The organism is Flavobacterium sp., from assembly GCF_046155325.1.
GTDB lineage: Bacteria > Bacteroidota > Bacteroidia > Flavobacteriales > Flavobacteriaceae > Flavobacterium.
The window spans coordinates 1-18,929 of sequence record NZ_JBJXDQ010000184.1; the positions used below are offsets into that span (position 1 = coordinate 1).

Consider the following 18,929-nt stretch of genomic DNA (forward strand, 5'->3'; position numbering starts at 1 on the left):
AATATATTTAGATTTTTTTATTTAAAAAATATACTTTTTTTTAGGGGGTTGATGAGTTTTTGTAGCGTTTTTTGATAGACAATACAATGAAATAGTTTTTTTAATTAAGCTACTTTTACGAAAATTATTTAAACCAACCCATGAAAAAATTATTTAAAATTTTGTTTTTGTTTCAAATTGCTTTAATTACAGCACAAACAAATGAAGGATTCAACTATGAATCTACTATTAGAAATAGCAGTAATCAGATAATTGCAAACCAATATATTAGTTTAAGATTTACCATTAGATTAAATTCAACTTCTGGAACGGTAGTGTATAAAGAACTTCAAAATTCAACTACAAACTCATCGGGAAATGTTAGTTTGATTATTGGAAAAGGAAATGCCACAACAGGAACTTTTTCAACCATCAATTGGGCTGCAGGAACTCATTATTTAGGTGTTGAATTTTTCACAGGAAGTACTTGTCAATGGTTAGAAGTGCCTGTAGGCACAAACGGTCAAATAGTAAGTAAATGCGGAACTATATACACCTGGGGTTCATGTTCATCTGCATTGAGTTTAGTTTGGTCAGATGAGTTCAACGGAAGTGGTGCTATTGATGGAACTAAATGGCATCACCAAACTCAACTACCCGATGGCGCTAATTGGTACAATGGCGAAGTTCAGCACTACACCAATCGCCAAATCAATAGTTATCAAAATAGCGGAGCTTTAAAACTAGTTGCTAAAAAAGAAGTTTTTACCGATCAAGGACAAACTAAACAATATACATCAGCTAGATTAAACTCTAAATTTGCATTTACTTATGGACGTGTAGAAGTTCGAGCTAAATTACCATCTGGTGTTGGTACTTGGCCTGCTATTTGGATGTTGGGTAAAAACATCATCGAACCCGGTGGCTATTGGTCAAGTACACATGGTACAACACCCTGGCCTGCTTGCGGAGAAGTTGACATCATGGAACATTGGGGTAGTAATCAAAATTATGTTCAGAGCGCTATGCATACGCCATCAAGTTTTGGAGGAACTGTAAATTTGGGTGGACAAACCATACCAACTGCCTCGTCTGAATTTCATATCTATACTTTGGTTTGGACAGCTGTAAAGATGGAATTCGCAGTAGATGGAGTAATTCATTATACTTATAACCCAACTGTTAAAAATGCAAGCACTTGGCCATTTGATGCTGCACAGTATCTTTTATTAAATTTCGCAATTCAAGGCAATATTACAAGTAGTTTTACAGAAGGAGCTATGGAAGTTGATTATGTTAGAGTATATCAATAATTATATATTTAATTTGGCCCAATTTTTTTGAGAAATACACATTTAATAATTTATGAATTAGAAAAATCTGATACATAGTTTAATCTTTAATATATTTATTCCATTTACATTCTTTGAAATTGTATTAAAAATTATTGTTGATGATGGAAAACAAACATAAAAAAATCAGAAAAAAAAGAAAATATGTTAGTTCAAATAATTACAATTACAACACACCTATAGATAATTCTAGATACATCAAAGTATTTATTGTTATATCTATTTATGTATTTATTGCTACACTACTTTTTAATTTTTTTACAAACTAAGTTTCTGAAGTGTTTCTAAAACATAGGTATGCATTACTTCTCGGTAGTCAAGATGCGTAACAATTCTCATTTTACCATGTCCTAATGAACTTATAGAAATCCCCTTCATTTTTAACTTTTCTATCAAAATCGATTGCTTAATATTAGATTGAATTGAAAAAATTAATATATTAGTTTCAACTGTTTCTACCGTATCAATCCAATTTAAACTTTTTAATATAATACCAAGTTCTTTGGCTCGTCTATGATCCTCAGCTAATCTTTGAATATTGTTATCCAAAGCATAAATTCCTGCAGCTGCTAAATACCCCACCTGTCGCATTCCGCCTCCAAGTATTTTTCTAATCCTTAACGCTTTATTTATAGTTACTTTATCTGAAACTAAAAGTGATCCAATGGGTGCACCCAAACCTTTTGATAAACAAACAGAAATAGTATCAAATACTTTCCCATAAGCTAACGGATTATCATTTGTTGCCACCAATGCATTCCAAATACGAGCACCATCCAAATGTAATTTCAAATTAGTAGCATCGCAAACTGTTCTTATTTTTTTAAATTCTTCAAAATCATAACATGCGCCACCCCCTTTATTGGTTGTGTTTTCGACACAAACCAAACTCGTTAATGGGCTATGATAAAATTCAGGATCATTTATAGAAACCGAAACTTGATCGGCAGTAATCATTCCTCTGTTTCCATCTACTAAACAACAAGATACACCACTATTAAAGGAAACTCCACCACCTTCATAATTATAAACATGCGCCCATTTATCGGCAATCAATTGTTCTCCAGGTTGAGTATGTAATTTAATTGCCGTTTGATTAGCCATGGTTCCCGATGGAAAAAAAAGAGCTGCTTCCATACCGAAAATCTCAGCAACCTTAGCTTCTAGTTGGATAACTGTAGGGTCTTGTTTGTATACATCATCACCAACTTCGGCTCGAAACATAAAACGTAACATTTCTTGGCTTGGTTTTGTAACTGTATCGCTAACTAAATTTATTTCCATAATTTCAAAATGAAATAGTATTTTTGTCACAAAAATAAATATAATTTATGACAACTACCGAACAAATTAAAGGTATTGTAGAGCGCCTTGGTGCGTTGAGGAGGTATCTTTGACGTTGATGCTAAAATAATCGAAATTACCAACGAGGAAGAAAAAACCCTTGCTCCAGATTTTTGGAACAATCCTAAAGAAGCTGAAATTTATGTAAAAAATCTTCGTTCCAAGAAAAAATGGATTGAAGATTATAACAAAGCTATTGAAATGGTTGATGAGTTGCAATTAGCTTATGAATTCTATAAAGAAGGAGAACTTTCAGCAGAAGAACTTGACGAACAATATAATATTACTCATAATCATATAGAAGCTATCGAATTCAAAAATATGTTGTCTGATGAAGGCGATAGTTTAAGTGCTGTATTACAGATAACTGCTGGTGCTGGCGGAACAGAAAGTTGCGACTGGGCTTCGATGTTGATGCGAATGTACATGATGTGGGCCGAAAAATCGGGTTACAAAATACGCGAACTTAATTACCAAGAAGGAGATGCTGCGGGGATAAAAACAGTAACTTTAGAAATTGAGGGTGATTATGCTTTTGGCTATCTTAAAGGCGAAAATGGCGTGCATCGATTAGTCCGAATTTCTCCCTTTGACAGCAATGCAAAGCGACATACTTCTTTTGTTTCTGTTTATGTATATCCTCTGGTTGATGATACAATCGAAATTGAAATTAATCCTGCCGATATCGAAATTACTACATCTCGTTCTAGCGGTGCAGGCGGTCAAAATGTAAATAAAGTAGAAACCAAAGTACAATTAAATCATAAACCTTCTGGAATCCAGATTCAATGTTCAGAAACACGTTCGCAACATGATAATAGAAACCGAGCGATGCAAATGCTTAAATCCCAATTGTATGAAATTGAATTAAAAAAACAGCAAGCACAACGCTCTGATATTGAAGCAGGTAAAATGAAAATAGAATGGGGATCACAAATTAGGAATTACGTCATGCAACCCTACAAACTAGTTAAAGATGTTCGTACTGCTTATGAAACTAGTAATGTAGATGGTGTCATGAATGGTGAAATTGACGAATTTCTCAAAGCATTTTTAATGATGATGGGACAGAAAGATGAGTAGTTTGCGGTCCCGAAGCTTCGGGAGAGTTGGCAGATGCATTAATAAATTATTACAAATTAAATAATAAAATCCCTACAATCTTCATCTAAAGAAAGGCTTGAACGGATTTTGATTTATTTTATGACTAGAATTACAAACAACCTATATTAGGAATTTAAGAACAAATTTACTTTATTTGAATAATAACAATCAAATTTATTCATGAAATCATACTCCATTCAAGAAATAAACGAAGTTTTAATGGGCACCATTGTTGGTAATACTTCTATAAAAATTACAGCTCCTGAACAATTAGAATTGGCTAATGCTTCCGAAATTACATTTATTGGAAACAAAAAATATGAAAAGCTATGGAAAACTTCGAAGGCTTCTGTTGCTGTAGTAAATGAAGATATTTCTATTGAACCTGGCGAAAATAAAGCTTTTATTAAAGTAAAGAATGCCGATTTAGCCATGTCTCAAGTTTTAGAAATTTTTGCTCCTCCTAGCCCATTATTTGAAATTGACATACATCCAACAGCTTTTGTAGACAAAACTGTAGTCATTGGCAAGGGTACTCGAATTGGTGCTGGAAGTTATATTGGCCCAAAAGTAAAGCTAGGAGAAAATGTAACCATATATCCTAACGTTACCATCCTCGACGAATGTACTATTGGAAGCAACTCTGTTATTTGGTCTGGAGCTGTGATAAGGGAGCGTTGTCATATGGGTAATGGCTGTATCATTCATTCAAACGCTTCTATTGGAGCCGATGGGTTTGGTTTTCGTCCAGATCCACAGAAAGGGCTAGTTAAAATTCCACAAATAGGTAACGTTGTACTAGGAAATAATGTAGAAATTGGAGCCAATAGCTGTGTTGATAGAGGAAAATTTAGTGCTACAATTTTAGGTGATGGTTGCAAAATAGATAATTTAATTCAAATTGGACACAATAGCAAACTAGGACAATTCTGTATCATGTCTGGGCAAAGTGGCTTGGCAGGTTCAGTAACATTAGGAAATGGTGTTCTAATTGGCGGAAGTGCTTCTATAACAGATCACGTTACTATAGGTGACGGTGCCATAATAGGTGGAGGTTCTGGAGTGACAAAAAATGTCCCTGCAGGGGTTACTTTGTTAGGCTATCCAGCAATAGATGCTCGTGATGCATTGAGACAATGGGCTATTTTAAAACGTTTAGTTAATGAATCTAAGAAATAATTCTAGTATTTATCTTTAATTTCATCATTAGGGTTTTGTAATTTAGCATCCTAAAATAAACACTATGGATTTGAACTTCAATAAAAACGAAGACCACAATAAACTTTTAGTTTCAAATTTGATTCATAAATTTTCGAAAGTAAAACTTGGCGGAGGAGAAAAAAGAATCCATAAATTACATGCTGAAGGCAAAATGACTGCTCGAGAGCGCATTGATTATTTATTAGATCCAAAAGGAAAAAGTATTGAAATTGGTGCCTTTGTTGGTGAAGGAATGTATGAAGAGTATGGCGGTTGCCCTTCTGGTGGAGTAATTGTAAAAATAGGTTACATCAAAGGAAAACAATGTATTGTAGTTGCTAATGACGCTACAGTCAAAGCAGGTTCTTGGTTTCCGATTACTGCTAAGAAAAACCTCAGAGCCCAAGAAATTGCAATGGAAAATAGATTACCCATTATCTATCTGGTCGATAGTGCAGGAGTGTTTTTACCGATGCAAGACGAAATTTTTCCAGACAAAGAACATTTTGGACGCATATTCAGAAATAATGCCTTAATGAGCAGCATGGGAATAACCCAGATTTCGGCCGTAATGGGAAGTTGTGTTGCTGGTGGTGCCTACCTCCCAATTATGAGTGATGAGGCTTTGATAGTTGACAAAACAGGAAGTATTTTCTTGGCGAGTAGCTATTTAGTAAAAGCAGCTATTGGCGAAAACATTGACAATGAAACCCTTGGCGGAGCAACTACGCATTGCGAAATTTCGGGAGTAACAGACTATAAGGCCAAAGACGATAAAGACGCTTTGGATAAAATTAAAAATATTATTGATAAAATTGGAGATTATGACAAAGCTGGGTTTAACAGAATTAAAGCGTTAAATCCTGCTTTAGCCGAAAAAGATTTATACGGAATTTTGCCAAAAGCCAGAAACGAACAATATGATATGATGGAAATCATCCATCGATTAGTAGATAATTCGGATTTTGAAGCATATAAAGATGGCTATGGTCAAACATTAATAACGGGTTATGCGAGGATTGATGGTTGGGCAGTGGGAATTGTTGCCAATCAACGAAAAGTTGTAAAAACTAAAACGGGCGAAATGCAATTTGGGGGAGTTATTTATTCTGATTCTGCCGATAAAGCGACTCGTTTTATTGCCAATTGCAACCAAAAGAAAATTCCATTAGTGTTTTTGCAAGATGTCACAGGGTTTATGGTAGGTTCAAAATCTGAACAAGGCGGTATTATAAAAGATGGTGCCAAGATGGTAAACGCAGTATCTAATTCTGTTGTGCCAAAATTTACCATAATTATCGGGAATTCCTATGGCGCTGGCAATTATGCGATGTGTGGCAAAGCTTATGAACCAAGATTAATTGTGGCATGGCCAAGTGCTGAATTGGCTGTCATGGGCGGAACACAAGCCGCAAAAGTATTAGCACAAATTGAAACTTCTTCGCTCAAAGCAAAAGGAGAATTAGTAGATGAAGCTAAAGAGCAGGAATTATTCGATAAAATAAAAGCGCGTTACGATGCACAAACCTCTCCTTATTATGCTGCAGCCCGACTTTGGACAGATGCTATCATAGATCCCTTAGAAACTAGAACTTGGATTTCTATAGGGATAGAAGTTGCAAACCACTCCCCTATTGAAAAGAAATTTAACATGGGAGTTCTTCAAGTTTGAACTTAAAATTTATTTAATTTTTTTATTGTTTAATTAGAATTCAGTAACTTAGATTCGAATTCTAAACTAAATGCTATGGAAAATATTAAAAGTTTGAATAAGTGGGCGAATGCACATACTTATTTTTCAGTTGATTTAATCAGAATTGGTCTTGGTGTATTTTTGTTCATAAAAGCTGTGTCTTTTATAACAAATACCCAGTATTTGACAGAATTGTTATCTCCTCTAGATAAATATGGCGGTGGGATGATACTCTTTCACTACATTGCAGCTGCTCATATTGTAGGTGGAATAATGATATTTTTTGGTCTTCTTACTCGATGGGCAATCATTTCACAATTACCTATTTTATTGGGTGCAGTAATGATAAATTTCATGGGGGAAATGCATTCTCAAAACCTTTTATTATCTATTATTGTTTTAATTATTTGCTTCTTTTTCTTATTCTATGGAAGTGGTAAAAACTCAGCAGATTATTATTTTAAAATGCAAAAGTGATAATTTAAAATTCCATAAAAAAGAGATGATTTATTACAAATCATCTCTTTTTTATGGAATTTTAAATTGTTATTGAATAGTTTTTAAACTATCTTTTCTCATTATTTTACCTGTTGCAGTATTTTTAAACTTAGAAATAAAAACAATTTCTTTAGGCTTTTCATTTTTCTTTAAAACACTAAAAACAGTATCATCGATTTCCATAGGCTCGCCTTCAACATAAAGCACTAACTTTTCTCCGAGATTATCATCATCAACCCCGAAAACAAAATACCTTCTAGGAATTAATGTAGATAGTTTTTCTTCAATTTGTTCTGGTATTAATTTAATTCCACCACTATTAATTACATTATCATATCTACCTTCCCACTTAAATTGGGTATCCGAAATTAATTCAACGATATCATTGGTAACAATTTCTTTATTACTAATTCTTTTGGCTTTAATAATTAAACATTCTCTATCATCTACAGCAACCTTTACATTTGGCAAAACAGTAAAAACTTCTTCACCCACTTTTTTGGCTGCAATATGAGTAATAGTCTCGGTCATACCATAGGTTTCATAAATATCCATTGGAATTTTAACCAATTCTTGTTCCAACGCAATATGTATTTTTACGCCACCAATAATTAATTTTTTGATTTTTTTTTCATTTAACTTTTTAATTGAATTTTTGGCTTGAAGTGGTACCATAGCACAAAAATCAAATTTTTCATCTATATTTTTTAATGGATTCGAATTGGGCTCAACAAATTTCATGTCCAATCCTAATATGAAAGACCTCACAAACATCATTTTACCAGCTACATAATTAGTTGGCAAACAGTGTAACATCGTATTTCCTGGCTCTAAACCGAAAAAGTCTCCTGTTGCTAATGCCGAATCTAACATAGCTTGTTTCTCAATTTTAATAATCTTTGGAGTTCCTGTAGATCCTGAAGTAGTCAACTCAATATAAGATTTTTCATCAAACCAATCTAACAAAAAATTACCTACATGTTGTTCAAAAGGTTCTCCTTCCTTTACATAACAATAAGCTACATAAAACATTTCTTCCAGGTTAATGTGATGTCCATTTAACTTAAAACGGTTGTGAATATTTTTGTACGTTAAAGATGCCGTTGTCATATTTGTCAATTTAGTTTATTGTTAATTTGGAGAGAGAATTTTACCAATTAGTTTTTCTGACCAATTAGTCCATTTGTATTTTTTTACAAATATAATTAAGACAATTGGATAGACAATTACTATAGAAACTAACATTTCATTTAAAATATCAACAGGATTTTCAATACCCGAATATTTAAATAAAGCATCCGTTTGAATAGCTGAAAAATTTGAGGTAATTAATAATGCCGCAGTTAAATTATTACCCAAATGAAAACCTAAAGCCAACTCTAAACCATCATCCATCAGTGTCATTACACCTAGTAAAAAACCTGTTCCTATATAAAAAAACATAACTCCATACCCTAATTTATCAACTTCAGGATTTAAACTATGAAACAACCCAAATATAATTGATGTGAACAGCAATGGAAACCACCTGTTTTTAACAATCACACCAATTTGTTGCATAAAATATCCTCTAAATAAATATTCTTCAAATGCTATTTGAAAAGGAAACATCAAAAAACTAATACCAAACAATATAGCAAATGGTATGGGTTTAAAATTCCAAATAATAGATGAATTATCTATAACATATGACACTGTAAAACAACTAATATTTAATAAAACTATTAAGATGAAAGAAAATAATATTCTTTTGTAATCTACTTTATTTCTTGATGTTGTAAGAGATAGGACGGTTCTTTTGTGCAAAAAACGAACTGTATAAAATAACAATGACAATAAGAAAATAAAGGGTAGTAAGTTAGTGATTAAAACCTGACTCTTAGGGAGTTTTGCCATCGATTCATAGGCTTCATTAATCTGCTCCTTGGAAACAAAAAAGTACATAATAAAATTGGCAATAAACATCCCAGTAGTAATTGTAGTCGTTAACAAAAAACGCCAAAAATCATTATTACCTTTATAAGCCTGATTTATAAACATATATAATTAAATTTATTAACTTCTTTTAAATTATTTATTTTTCGAAATTAACATAATTCCTTTTTAAATCTATTACTTTGTATAAAAAATATTTTAATTATTGATGATTCAAATTTTTGATAATCCAAGATTTACAAAATCAAGAGAATGTTTACTATTCTTAAAGTAAAGTGACCTTGAATTTGAAATTACAAACTATTTATAAAATACACCTTCATTGTAGGAATTGACTAGTATTATTGTTAAAATAGATATTAAGCTAATAAAATTGGTAAAAAAAAAAAAGGATTTGGTTTGGAAATTTCAAAAGCAAAAGAGATGTCAGACCATGAAATCATTGAAGCAATGGTGCTTAATCCAATTCTATTTGAAAGACCAGTAGTTATTAATGGTAATAATGCTATAATTGCTAGACCTATTAATAATGTAAATGAAATTATTTAATTAATTCGATATGCTTTTTCAATATTATTTGATGGCATTAATTACCCAAAAAAACCATGTTAAAATTAAAATCGGCTATAACTTTCTTATTATTATCTCTAAGTATATTCAATTATTCTCAAAATAAATCTGTTACCAAAAAAGTTAAAGTTACCGGTATAGTCGTTGAAAAAAGCAGCAAACAACCTTTAGAATATGCAACGATAACTTTTGTAAATACGTTAAATCCAAAAGATGTTACTGGATCAATAATTGATAAAAAAGGTGGGTTTGATATTAATGTAACTGTTGGCGTTTATAATATTTATATTGAATTTATTTCCTTTAAAACAGAGAAATTAAATCAAGTTAACATTCAGAAAAACACAAACTTGGGTCAAATTTTATTAAGTGAAAATACCTCTCAATTAAATGAAGTAATTGTTCAAACAAAAAAATCTACCGTTGAAATTCGATTAGACAAAAAAATATTTAATGTAGGTCAAGATATTATGGTTAAAGGTGGTACTGCAAGCGATGTTTTAGAAAACGTACCCTCTGTAACCGTAGATTCTGATGGCAATGTTAGTCTTAGAGGTAACGAAAATGTAAAAATAATGATTGATGGAAAACCATCAAATAGCATTAATCTGGCTAGCGCTTTAAAAACTATTCCTGCTGAATTATTAGACAAAATAGAAGTAATAACAAATCCTTCAGCCAGATATGATGCCGAAGGTGGGGCAGGAATAATAAATATCGTTTTAAAAAAAGGAGTAATGAAAGGCTTGAACGGTTCTATTAATACTAGTTTAGGAAATCCTAAAAATTATGGAATTTCAACAAATCTAAATTATAAAACCAAAAAATTCAATGCGTTTTCAACAATAGGATATAATGATAGTAAAGCCGTTGGAAAAATGCTTACAGAATCAGATTATTTTAACAATGATAGGACATTTAAAAATTCGATTATAGAACGTGGAGACCGACAAAAAGCAAATAAAGGCTATAATTACAATTTTGGGGTTGATCTCTATTTGACTAAAACTTTTACCTGGACTAATATAATTTCAAAAAGAGAAAGTGATGGTGACAACCCAGAAAAATTTGTTTTAAATCATTATGAAACTAATAATAACTATACTCAAAACCGACTTAATTATAGAATAAATAATAGTGGTGAATTCGAATATTCAACTAATTTTACAAAAAAATTCAAAAAGGATGGGCATAAATTATCACTGGATTTTGAAACCTCAAATGATAAGAATAATGATTCATCGACGATTAATAATTTTATTAAAGCAGAAGAATCAAACGCTACTAAAGAAATCACAAAAAACAATCAAACTCAAAATAAAAATTTATTCCAAACGGATTATGTTTTGCCATTTTCTAAAAATAGTCAATTTGAAGCAGGTTTCAAGGGTGATTTAAATACAATGCTAACTGATTATAGTGTAGGAACTATGAATAATGATGGGGGAATCACACCTAATTTAAATTTAACTAACAAATTAGAATATAAAGAAAAAATAAACGCGATTTACTCACAATTTGGATCTAAAATAAATAAAATTTCTTTTTTATTTGGATTACGATACGAAGATTCTAAAATAGACATCAACTTGCTAACTACCAATGAAAATTATAATATTAAATACAATAATTTTTTTCCAAGTTCTTTTTTGACGTATCAATTATCTGAAGAAACTTCAATTTCAATGAATTATAGTAGAAGAGTATCTAGACCTCGAAATAGGTTTATTAACCCTTTTTCAAGTTATTCAAGTAATGTAAATTTATTTCAAGGAAACCCGAGGCTATATCCCTCATTTACTGACGCATTAGATTTTGGCTACCTGACAAAGTGGAGTAAAATCACTTTTTCTTCCTCATTTTATTATAACAAAACAAATGATAATTTTCAATTTATTAGAAGACCCAATGGAGAAGTTGTTAAAACAATTGTTAATGGTATAAGTATAACAACACCCGTTATATTAACAACTCCAATAAATTTATCAAATGAAAATCGGTTTGGATTTGAATTTAATTTAAACTACTCACAATCAAAAAAATGGAGGATTAATGGTAATTTTAATTTTTATCAAAGCAAAGTGAGAGGAAATTATTCATATAAATTAATAAATTCTAATGAAATTATTACTGAAAATTTTGACCGGGATGCTTTAAGCTGGTTCACCAGAATCTCTTCAAGGTTAACTCTTCCTTATAAAATTGAATGGCAAACAAACATAATATACAAAGCTCCTCAAAATACTGCACAAGGACAAAGTTTAGGTGTTTTATCAACAAATTTAGCTTTTAGTAAAGAAGTCCTAAATAACAAAGGAACCATAGCAATTAATGTTACCGATTTATTTAACTCTGATAAAATAATTATGCAAACATACCTGCCAATTGTAAATACCTACTCTGAAAATCAACGAAGACCAAGACAAGTTAATTTATCTTTTACTTATCGTTTCAAAAATCAGAAAAAAGATATAGATAAAGATAATGAACAAAATAAAAAGCGAAAAGAATATGGTGGTGAAGGGATGGATTATTAATAATAAAAAAGGACTCGAATATTCGAGTCCTTTTTTATTATTTCAATATCAGCCTAAACTGATTGTTCTTTTTTTGCTTTTCTTTCTTTAAATTTTTCTAAAGCTGTTCCTCCTAACCAATAAGAAACAAAACCTACTAAAAAAAACATCAACCAAAATCCTATTGTTAAAATGGTTAAGAAAAGTAAAAAACCTAAATACTGTGTGAAATTAAACATTGTTACCGGTGTTTTTGAATAAGTAAACAAATGTATGTTTAATATTTTTTTTTACCAATAAATAATTTATAAAATTTTTATTATAAATAAAAATAGTGCGGAAATTTAACCCCAAATTTTAACCAAAATAGATAAAATAATCTTTTTAGCATTACAAATACTATCATAGTTAATAATATTTAATGCTAAAAAATACTGAATTATCAAAAAAAAAAAACTAAATTTATATTATAAACCAATTAAAACCAATAAATTATGAATGCAAAAAAATTTTTAGTTTCAGGTATTGTAGGAGGTATTGTAAATTTTCTACTAGCGTGGTTATTTTACGGAATTGTATTTGAAAGTCAATTTCCGATTATAGAAGGAGAAGTTATGAATATGCAAATGATTACAGCAGGAAGTTTAATTACAGGCCTTTTTATTGCCTACATTTTTACAAAATGGGCTCACATAAATATTTGGATGACTGGAATTAAAGCTGGCGCAATCTTAGGTTTGTTTTTAGGATTATACTGGAATTTATTTATTAATGTTAAAAAAGCCACTGAAGATATTAATTGGCAAGTTTTTGGTTTAGACACAGTTCTTACTATTGTAATGACGGCTTTAACTGGCGCTACAATTGCTATTATGTGCAATAAAATAAAATAAATACTTTTTTTATTTTATTTTAAACTCCTCAAAAATTGAGGAGTTTTTTTTTTGTAAAATTTTAATATTTTTTCTAAATACTATGCGTGCATAGTATTTATTTATTATCTTTGAATCAATAATAAAGTTATGAAAGAAAAAACAATAGATTTTATATTACGTGCAACCTGGCAAGCAGTAGCTAGAATGTATAATGAAGAAGCTTCAAAATACGATGCAACTATGGCAACTGGTTTTACACTTTTAAGTATTGATAAAGAAAAGGGAACACCTTCTACTACTTTAGGACCAAAAATGGGTATGGAAGCAACTAGTCTAACAAGAACTTTGAAATCATTAGAGGACAAGGGATTAATAATCAGGAAAAAAAATCCTGAGGATGGTCGTGGAGTACTAGTATATCTAACCGAATTTGGTAAAGAAAAAAGAGAACTTTCTAAAAATACTGTATTGAAATTTAACGAGGTTATCAAACAAAATGTTGCAAATGAAAAGCTTCAAAATTTTATTGAAGTTTCGGAAATCATAAATGATCTCATTCAAGAAAAAAAAATATTTTAAAAATTAAGAATAAAGAATATAGAGTTTAAACTTAAATTTAAAAAAGTCTATTCTCTATTTTCTATTCTCTTTAAAAATAAAAAAAAATGAAAAGATTAATAAAAAAAGTAGCCGTCATTGGATCTGGAATTATGGGTTCAGGAATTGCTTGTCATTTTGCCAACATTGGCGTCGAAGTCCTCCTTCTCGATATAATTCCTCGTGAACTTACCGATGCAGAAGCTAAAAAAGGACTAACATTAGATAGTAAAATCGTCAGAAACCGATTGGTTAATGACAGTTTAGCCAATGCATTAAAATCGAAACCCTCACCTATCTATAATCAAAAATTCGCCAACCGAATTACAACAGGAAACACGACCGACGATATGGCGAAAATTGCCCATGTCGATTGGATTATCGAAGTTGTTGTGGAACGTTTGGATATAAAAAAATTGGTTTTCGAACAAGTAGAAAAATTCCGTAAACCTGGAACTTTAATTACTTCGAATACTTCAGGTATTCCAATTAAATTTATGAGCGAAGGAAGAAGCGAAGATTTCCAGAAGCATTTCTGTGGAACGCACTTTTTCAATCCAGCTCGTTATTTAAAATTATTCGAAATTATTCCTGGTCCAAAAACTTCAACCGAAGTATTGGATTTTCTTACTAATTATGGATCACAATATTTAGGAAAAACTTCGGTCGTTGCCAAAGATACTCCAGCATTTATTGGAAACAGAGTTGGAATCTATGGAATTCAATCGTTATTTCATTTGGTAAAAGAATTGGGATTGACTATCGAAGAAGTCGATAAATTAACTGGTCCAGTTATTGGTCGCCCTAAATCGGCTACTTTTAGAACTGTCGATGTTGTTGGACTAGATACTTTGGTTCACGTTGCCAACGGAATTTACGAAAATTGTCCAAATGACGAGCAGCACGAATTGTTCAAGCTTCCAGATTTTGTCAATAAAATGATGGAAAACAAATGGTTAGGAAGCAAAACCAATCAAGGTTTTTATAAAAAAGTCGACAAAGACATTCTTTCATTAGATTTAGATACTTTAGAATATCGTGCTGCAAAAAAAGCCTCATTTGCGACATTAGAATTAACCAAAACAATTGATAAACCTATTAATCGTTTCAAAGTTCTAGTGAAAGGAAAAGACAAAGCAGGCGAATTCTATCGTAAATCTTTCTCTGGAATGTTTGCTTATGTTTCCAATAGAATTCCTGAAATTTCAGACGAATTATACAAAATCGACGATGCGATGAAAGCCGGTTTCGGTTGGGAAAATGGACCTTTCGAAATTTGGGATGCCATCGGTGTCGAAAAAGGAATCGAAATCATGAAAGCCGAAGGCCTTGCACCCGCTGCTTGGGTTAGCGAAATGTTGGCGTCTGGAAATACTAGTTTTTATTCAGTAAAAGAAGGAGCAACTTACTTCTATAATATCCCTACAAAGTCTCAGACTAAAGTTCCAGGTCAAGACAGTTTTATTATCTTGAACAACATTCGTGAAAGCAAAAAAGTGTGGAGCAATAGCGGCGCAATCATCCAAGATTTAGGGGACGGAATTCTGAATTTAGAATTTCAATCAAAAATGAATACCATTGGTGGCGATGTTTTAATAGCAATAAACAAAGCAATTGATTTAGCAGAAACACAATATCAAGGATTAGTAATCGGAAATCAAGCGGCAAATTTTACGGTTGGTGCCAATATCGGAATGATATTTATGATGGCTGTTGAGCAAGAATATGACGAATTAAATATGGCAATCAAAATGTTTCAAGACACCATGATGCGAGTTCGTTACTCAGGAATTCCAGTAATTGTAGCGCCTCATGGAATGACACTTGGTGGTGGATGCGAAATGAGTATGCATGCTGATAAAGTAGTAGCTGCTGCGGAAAGCTACATTGGATTAGTAGAATTTGGAGTTGGTGTGATTCCAGGTGGTGGTGGTTCTAAGGAAATGGCATTGCGTGCCGCTGATTTATTTCGTAAAAATGATGTAGAATTGAATGTTTTGCAAGAATATTTTATGACTGTTGCCATGGCAAAAGTTTCCACTTCTGCTTATGAAGCTTTTGATTTAGGAATTCTTCAACACGGAAAAGATGTTGTTGTCGTAAACAAAGACCGTCAAATTGCCGAAGCTAAAAAACACGCATTGCTTATGGCAGAAGCAGGTTATACAAAACCAATTCAAAGAACAGACGTAAAAGTTTTAGGAAAACAAGCACTCGGAATGTTCTTAGTTGGAACAAACCAAATGGTTGCTGGAAAATACATCTCAGAACACGATTTGAAAATTGCAAATAAACTGGCTTACGTTATGGCTGGTGGCGATTTGTCAGAACACACATTGGTATCGGAACAATATTTATTAGATATTGAAAGAGAAGCTTTCCTTTCATTATGTACCGAGAGAAAAACATTAGAAAGAATACAGTTTATGTTAACCAAAGGGAAACCGTTGAGGAATTAAAGCCCCCTTACCCCCAAAGGGGGAATGCTCAAAATTGTGAATACTAATTTTTAATTTGAAAGTTCTTTAAATAATTGAAATAATAATATATCACATTCTATAATTAAAAATGTGATTCTAAAACCCTATTTACCCCTAATAGGAATTCCCCCTTCGGGGGTTAGGGGGCTTATTTATGAAAACAGCATATATAGTAAAAGCATACAGAACAGCCGTTGGAAAAGCACCAAAAGGACTTTTTAGATTTAAAAGACCTGACGAATTAGCAGCCGAAACCATCGAATTTATGATGAACGAATTGCCTGATTTCGACAAAACCCGCATAGATGATGTGATGGTAGGAAACGCTATGCCAGAAGCAGAACAAGGTTTAAACGTAGGTCGTTTAATTTCGTTAATGGGATTAAAAATCGATGATGTTCCAGGAGTAACAGTAAACAGATATTGCGCATCTGGATTAGAAACTATCGGAATGGCAACTGCCAAAATTCAATCTGGAATGGCACATTGCATCATTGCTGGTGGAGCTGAGAGCATGAGTTTTATCCCAATGGGCGGCTACAAACCAACACCTGATTATGCTGTGGCAAAAGCAGGAAACGAGGATTATTACTGGGGAATGGGATTAACATCGGAAGCTGTGGCGAAGCAATTCAATATTTCTCGTGCCGATCAAGATGAATTCGCATTCAACTCCCACAATAAAGCGCTGAAAGCACAAGCAGAAGGGAAATTCGATTCTCAAATTGTACCAATTACGGTCGAGCAAACTTTCATCAATGAAAATGGAAAAAAAGAAACCAAATCATACATTGTTAACAAAGATGAAGGACCAAGATTCGGAACCTCATTGGAAGGTTTAGCAGCGTTAAGACCAGTTTTTGCAGCCGATGGTTCTGTAACTGCTGGAAATTCATCACAAATGAGTGATGGTGCAGCATTTGTATTGGTAATGAGTGAAGAAATGGTCAAAGAATTAAACTTGGAACCAATTGCTCGTTTGGTAAACTTTGCCTCTGCAGGAGTTGAACCACGGATTATGGGAATTGGACCAGTAAAAGCCATTCCAAAAGTGTTGAAACAAGCTGGTTTAACTTTGAAAGATATTGATTTAATCGAATTGAACGAAGCTTTCGCCTCACAAGCATTGGCAGTAACTCGTGAATTGGGTTTGAACCCAGAAATCATCAACGTAAATGGTGGCGCAATCGCATTAGGACATCCACTAGGATGTACTGGAGCAAAATTATCGGTGCAATTATTCGAAGAAATGAGACTGAGAAAAGCCAAATACGGAATTGTATCAATGTGTGTTGGGACTGGACAAGGAAGTGCTGGAGTTTATGAGTTGATGTAAGCCCCCTAACCCCCAAAGGGGTAACTCTCGTGATAATAAATAAAATAATATTGTATATAATCTAAAACCCTACTTACCCCTAGTAGGAATTCCCCTTCGGGGGTTAGGGGGCCGATATGGATAACAAAACAAGAGGCGGACAATTTATCGTTAAAGAAACAAAATGTGAAAACATCTTTACACCAGAAGATTTTTCGGAAGAGCAAATCATGATGCGTGATATGGTTAAAGAATTTGCTGACAAACAATTATGGGCAAACAAAGACCGTTTTGAGAAAAAAGATTATGCGTTTACCGAAGAAAGTATGCGCAAAGCTGGTGAACTAGGACTTCTAGGAGTTGCTGTTCCTGAGGCTTATGGTGGATTGGGAATGGGATTTGTTTCTACAATGCTGGTTTGCGACTATATTTCGGGAGCAACGGGTTCATTTTCTACAGCTTTTGGTGCACATACAGGAATTGGGACCATGCCAATTACTTTATACGGAACTGAGGAACAAAAGCAAAAATATGTACCTAAATTAGCTTCTGGCGAATGGTTTGGCGCGTATTGTTTGACCGAACCGGGCGCAGGAAGTGATGCCAATTCAGGGAAAACAAAAGCGATTTTGTCTGAAGACGGAAAAACATATTCGATTACAGGACAAAAAATGTGGATTTCGAATGCCGGTTTCTGCTCCGTATTTATTGTTTTTGCTAGAATTGGTACCGATAAAAACATCACTGGTTTTATTGTTGAAAACGATTCAGCCAACGGAATTACGATGAACGAAGAAGAACATAAATTAGGAATTCGTGCGTCTTCGACACGCCAGGTTTTCTTTACAGACACTAAAGTTCCTGTTGAAAACATGTTATCCGAAAGAGAAAATGGATTCAAGATTGCCATGAATGCGTTGAATGTTGGTAGAATCAAATTGGCAGCTGCTTGTTTGGATGCGCAACGAAGAGTCATTTCTGGTTCGGTTAAATATGCAAACGAAAGAATTCAGTTTAACACTCCAATTTCAAGTTTTGGTGCCATTCGTTCCAAATTAGCAGAAATGGCAACCAATTGTTATGTTGGTGAAAGTGCCTCTTATCGTGCTGCAAAAAATATTGAAGATAGAATCATAGCTCGAGAAGCAGAAGGAACTTCACATCAAGAAGCGGAATTAAAAGGCGTTGAAGAATTTGCTATTGAGTGTTCTATTCTAAAAGTAGCCGTTTCGGAAGATGTTCAAAATTGTTCCGACGAAGGAATTCAAATTTTTGGTGGTATGGGATTTTCCGAAGATACTCCTATGGAATCGGCTTGGCGTGATGCTCGTATCGCTCGTATTTATGAAGGTACAAACGAAATTAATCGTATGCTTTCAGTGGGAATGTTGATTAAAAAAGCCATGAAAGGTCATGTTGATTTACTTGGTCCAGCTTCTAAAGTTCAAGAAGAATTAATGGGAATTCCATC

Annotated in this window: 15 protein-coding genes and 1 pseudogene; 12 read left to right on the forward strand and 4 right to left on the reverse strand. The window is 32.7% G+C overall.

Annotation, left to right across the window (positions count from 1 at the left end):
- Nucleotides 1–563 precede the first annotated feature (563 nt).
- Nucleotides 564–1,292: pseudogene (locus ACKVOD_RS12380) on the forward strand (family 16 glycosylhydrolase); the annotation flags it as partial.
- Between the two features lie 297 nt (nt 1,293–1,589).
- Here the strand turns inward: ACKVOD_RS12380 and ACKVOD_RS12385 are convergent.
- Nucleotides 1,590–2,615 (reverse strand): threonine aldolase family protein, encoded by a 1,026-nt coding sequence (locus tag ACKVOD_RS12385; RefSeq protein WP_409209779.1) that lies wholly within the window; start codon nt 2,613–2,615, stop codon nt 1,590–1,592.
- A gap of 47 nt (nt 2,616–2,662) precedes the next feature.
- Here ACKVOD_RS12385 and prfB point away from each other — a divergent pair.
- The 4 genes from prfB to ACKVOD_RS12405 all read left to right on the forward strand — a co-directional run bounded on the left by prfB (nt 2,663) and on the right by ACKVOD_RS12405 (nt 7,149).
- A protein-coding gene (prfB, locus tag ACKVOD_RS12390) for a peptide chain release factor 2 (protein WP_409209780.1) occupies nt 2,663–3,758 on the forward strand; the annotation gives its coding sequence in 2 pieces (ribosomal slippage) (nt 2,663–2,725 and nt 2,727–3,758; 1,095 coding nt in all).
- Nucleotides 3,759–3,959: 201 nt separating this feature from the next.
- On the forward strand, nt 3,960–4,958 hold the full coding sequence (gene lpxD / locus ACKVOD_RS12395; protein ID WP_409209781.1) for a UDP-3-O-(3-hydroxymyristoyl)glucosamine N-acyltransferase: 999 nt from the start codon (nt 3,960–3,962) through the stop codon (nt 4,956–4,958).
- Nucleotides 4,959–5,022: 64 nt separating this feature from the next.
- Nucleotides 5,023–6,651 carry an acyl-CoA carboxylase subunit beta gene (locus tag ACKVOD_RS12400; protein ID WP_409209782.1) on the forward strand — a complete coding sequence of 543 codons (1,629 nt, stop codon included), beginning with the start codon at nt 5,023–5,025 and terminating at the stop codon, nt 6,649–6,651.
- A gap of 75 nt (nt 6,652–6,726) precedes the next feature.
- The gene (locus tag ACKVOD_RS12405) at nt 6,727–7,149 is read left to right on the forward strand and encodes a DoxX family protein (protein WP_409209783.1); all 423 of its coding nucleotides are present in this window, start codon (nt 6,727–6,729) and stop codon (nt 7,147–7,149) included.
- 69 nt (nt 7,150–7,218) lie between these two features.
- On the opposite strand, the gene ACKVOD_RS12410 is transcribed toward ACKVOD_RS12405, so the two are convergent.
- Nucleotides 7,219–8,280 (reverse strand): AMP-binding protein, encoded by a 1,062-nt coding sequence (locus ACKVOD_RS12410; protein WP_409209784.1) that lies wholly within the window; start codon nt 8,278–8,280, stop codon nt 7,219–7,221.
- A gap of 21 nt (nt 8,281–8,301) precedes the next feature.
- Entirely contained in the window at nt 8,302–9,210 is a 909-nt protein-coding gene (locus tag ACKVOD_RS12415; RefSeq protein ID WP_409209785.1) for a lysostaphin resistance A-like protein, read from the reverse strand.
- Between the two features lie 294 nt (nt 9,211–9,504).
- Between ACKVOD_RS12415 and ACKVOD_RS12420 the strand changes: the two genes are divergently transcribed.
- Both ACKVOD_RS12420 and ACKVOD_RS12425 read left to right on the forward strand, forming a co-directional pair.
- A complete protein-coding gene (locus tag ACKVOD_RS12420) occupies nt 9,505–9,654 on the forward strand; it encodes an ArsC/Spx/MgsR family protein (protein WP_409209786.1) in 150 nt (49 codons plus the stop codon).
- 56 nt (nt 9,655–9,710) lie between these two features.
- Nucleotides 9,711–12,212, forward strand: a complete 2,502-nt coding sequence (locus tag ACKVOD_RS12425) for a TonB-dependent receptor domain-containing protein (protein ID WP_409209787.1) — start codon at nt 9,711–9,713, stop codon at nt 12,210–12,212.
- Nucleotides 12,213–12,265: 53 nt separating this feature from the next.
- Here ACKVOD_RS12425 and ACKVOD_RS12430 read toward each other — a convergent pair whose 3' ends face one another.
- The gene (locus ACKVOD_RS12430) at nt 12,266–12,430 is read right to left on the reverse strand and encodes a hypothetical protein (protein ID WP_409209788.1); all 165 of its coding nucleotides are present in this window, start codon (nt 12,428–12,430) and stop codon (nt 12,266–12,268) included.
- 255 nt (nt 12,431–12,685) lie between these two features.
- Between ACKVOD_RS12430 and ACKVOD_RS12435 the strand changes: the two genes are divergently transcribed.
- The 5 genes from ACKVOD_RS12435 to ACKVOD_RS12455 form a co-directional block, all read left to right on the forward strand.
- Nucleotides 12,686–13,084, forward strand: coding sequence for a hypothetical protein (locus ACKVOD_RS12435; protein WP_409209789.1), 399 nt, complete (start codon nt 12,686–12,688; stop codon nt 13,082–13,084).
- A 129-nt stretch (nt 13,085–13,213) separates the two neighbouring features.
- On the forward strand, nt 13,214–13,645 hold the full coding sequence (locus ACKVOD_RS12440; RefSeq protein ID WP_409209790.1) for a MarR family winged helix-turn-helix transcriptional regulator: 432 nt from the start codon (nt 13,214–13,216) through the stop codon (nt 13,643–13,645).
- 86 nt (nt 13,646–13,731) lie between these two features.
- Nucleotides 13,732–16,122 carry a 3-hydroxyacyl-CoA dehydrogenase NAD-binding domain-containing protein gene (locus ACKVOD_RS12445; protein WP_409209791.1) on the forward strand — a complete coding sequence of 797 codons (2,391 nt, stop codon included), beginning with the start codon at nt 13,732–13,734 and terminating at the stop codon, nt 16,120–16,122.
- A 175-nt stretch (nt 16,123–16,297) separates the two neighbouring features.
- Entirely contained in the window at nt 16,298–17,479 is a 1,182-nt protein-coding gene (locus tag ACKVOD_RS12450; RefSeq protein ID WP_409209792.1) for an acetyl-CoA C-acyltransferase, read from the forward strand.
- Between the two features lie 116 nt (nt 17,480–17,595).
- The coding region (locus ACKVOD_RS12455) for an acyl-CoA dehydrogenase family protein (protein ID WP_409209793.1) at nt 17,596–18,929 on the forward strand (1,334 nt) is incomplete at its 3' end.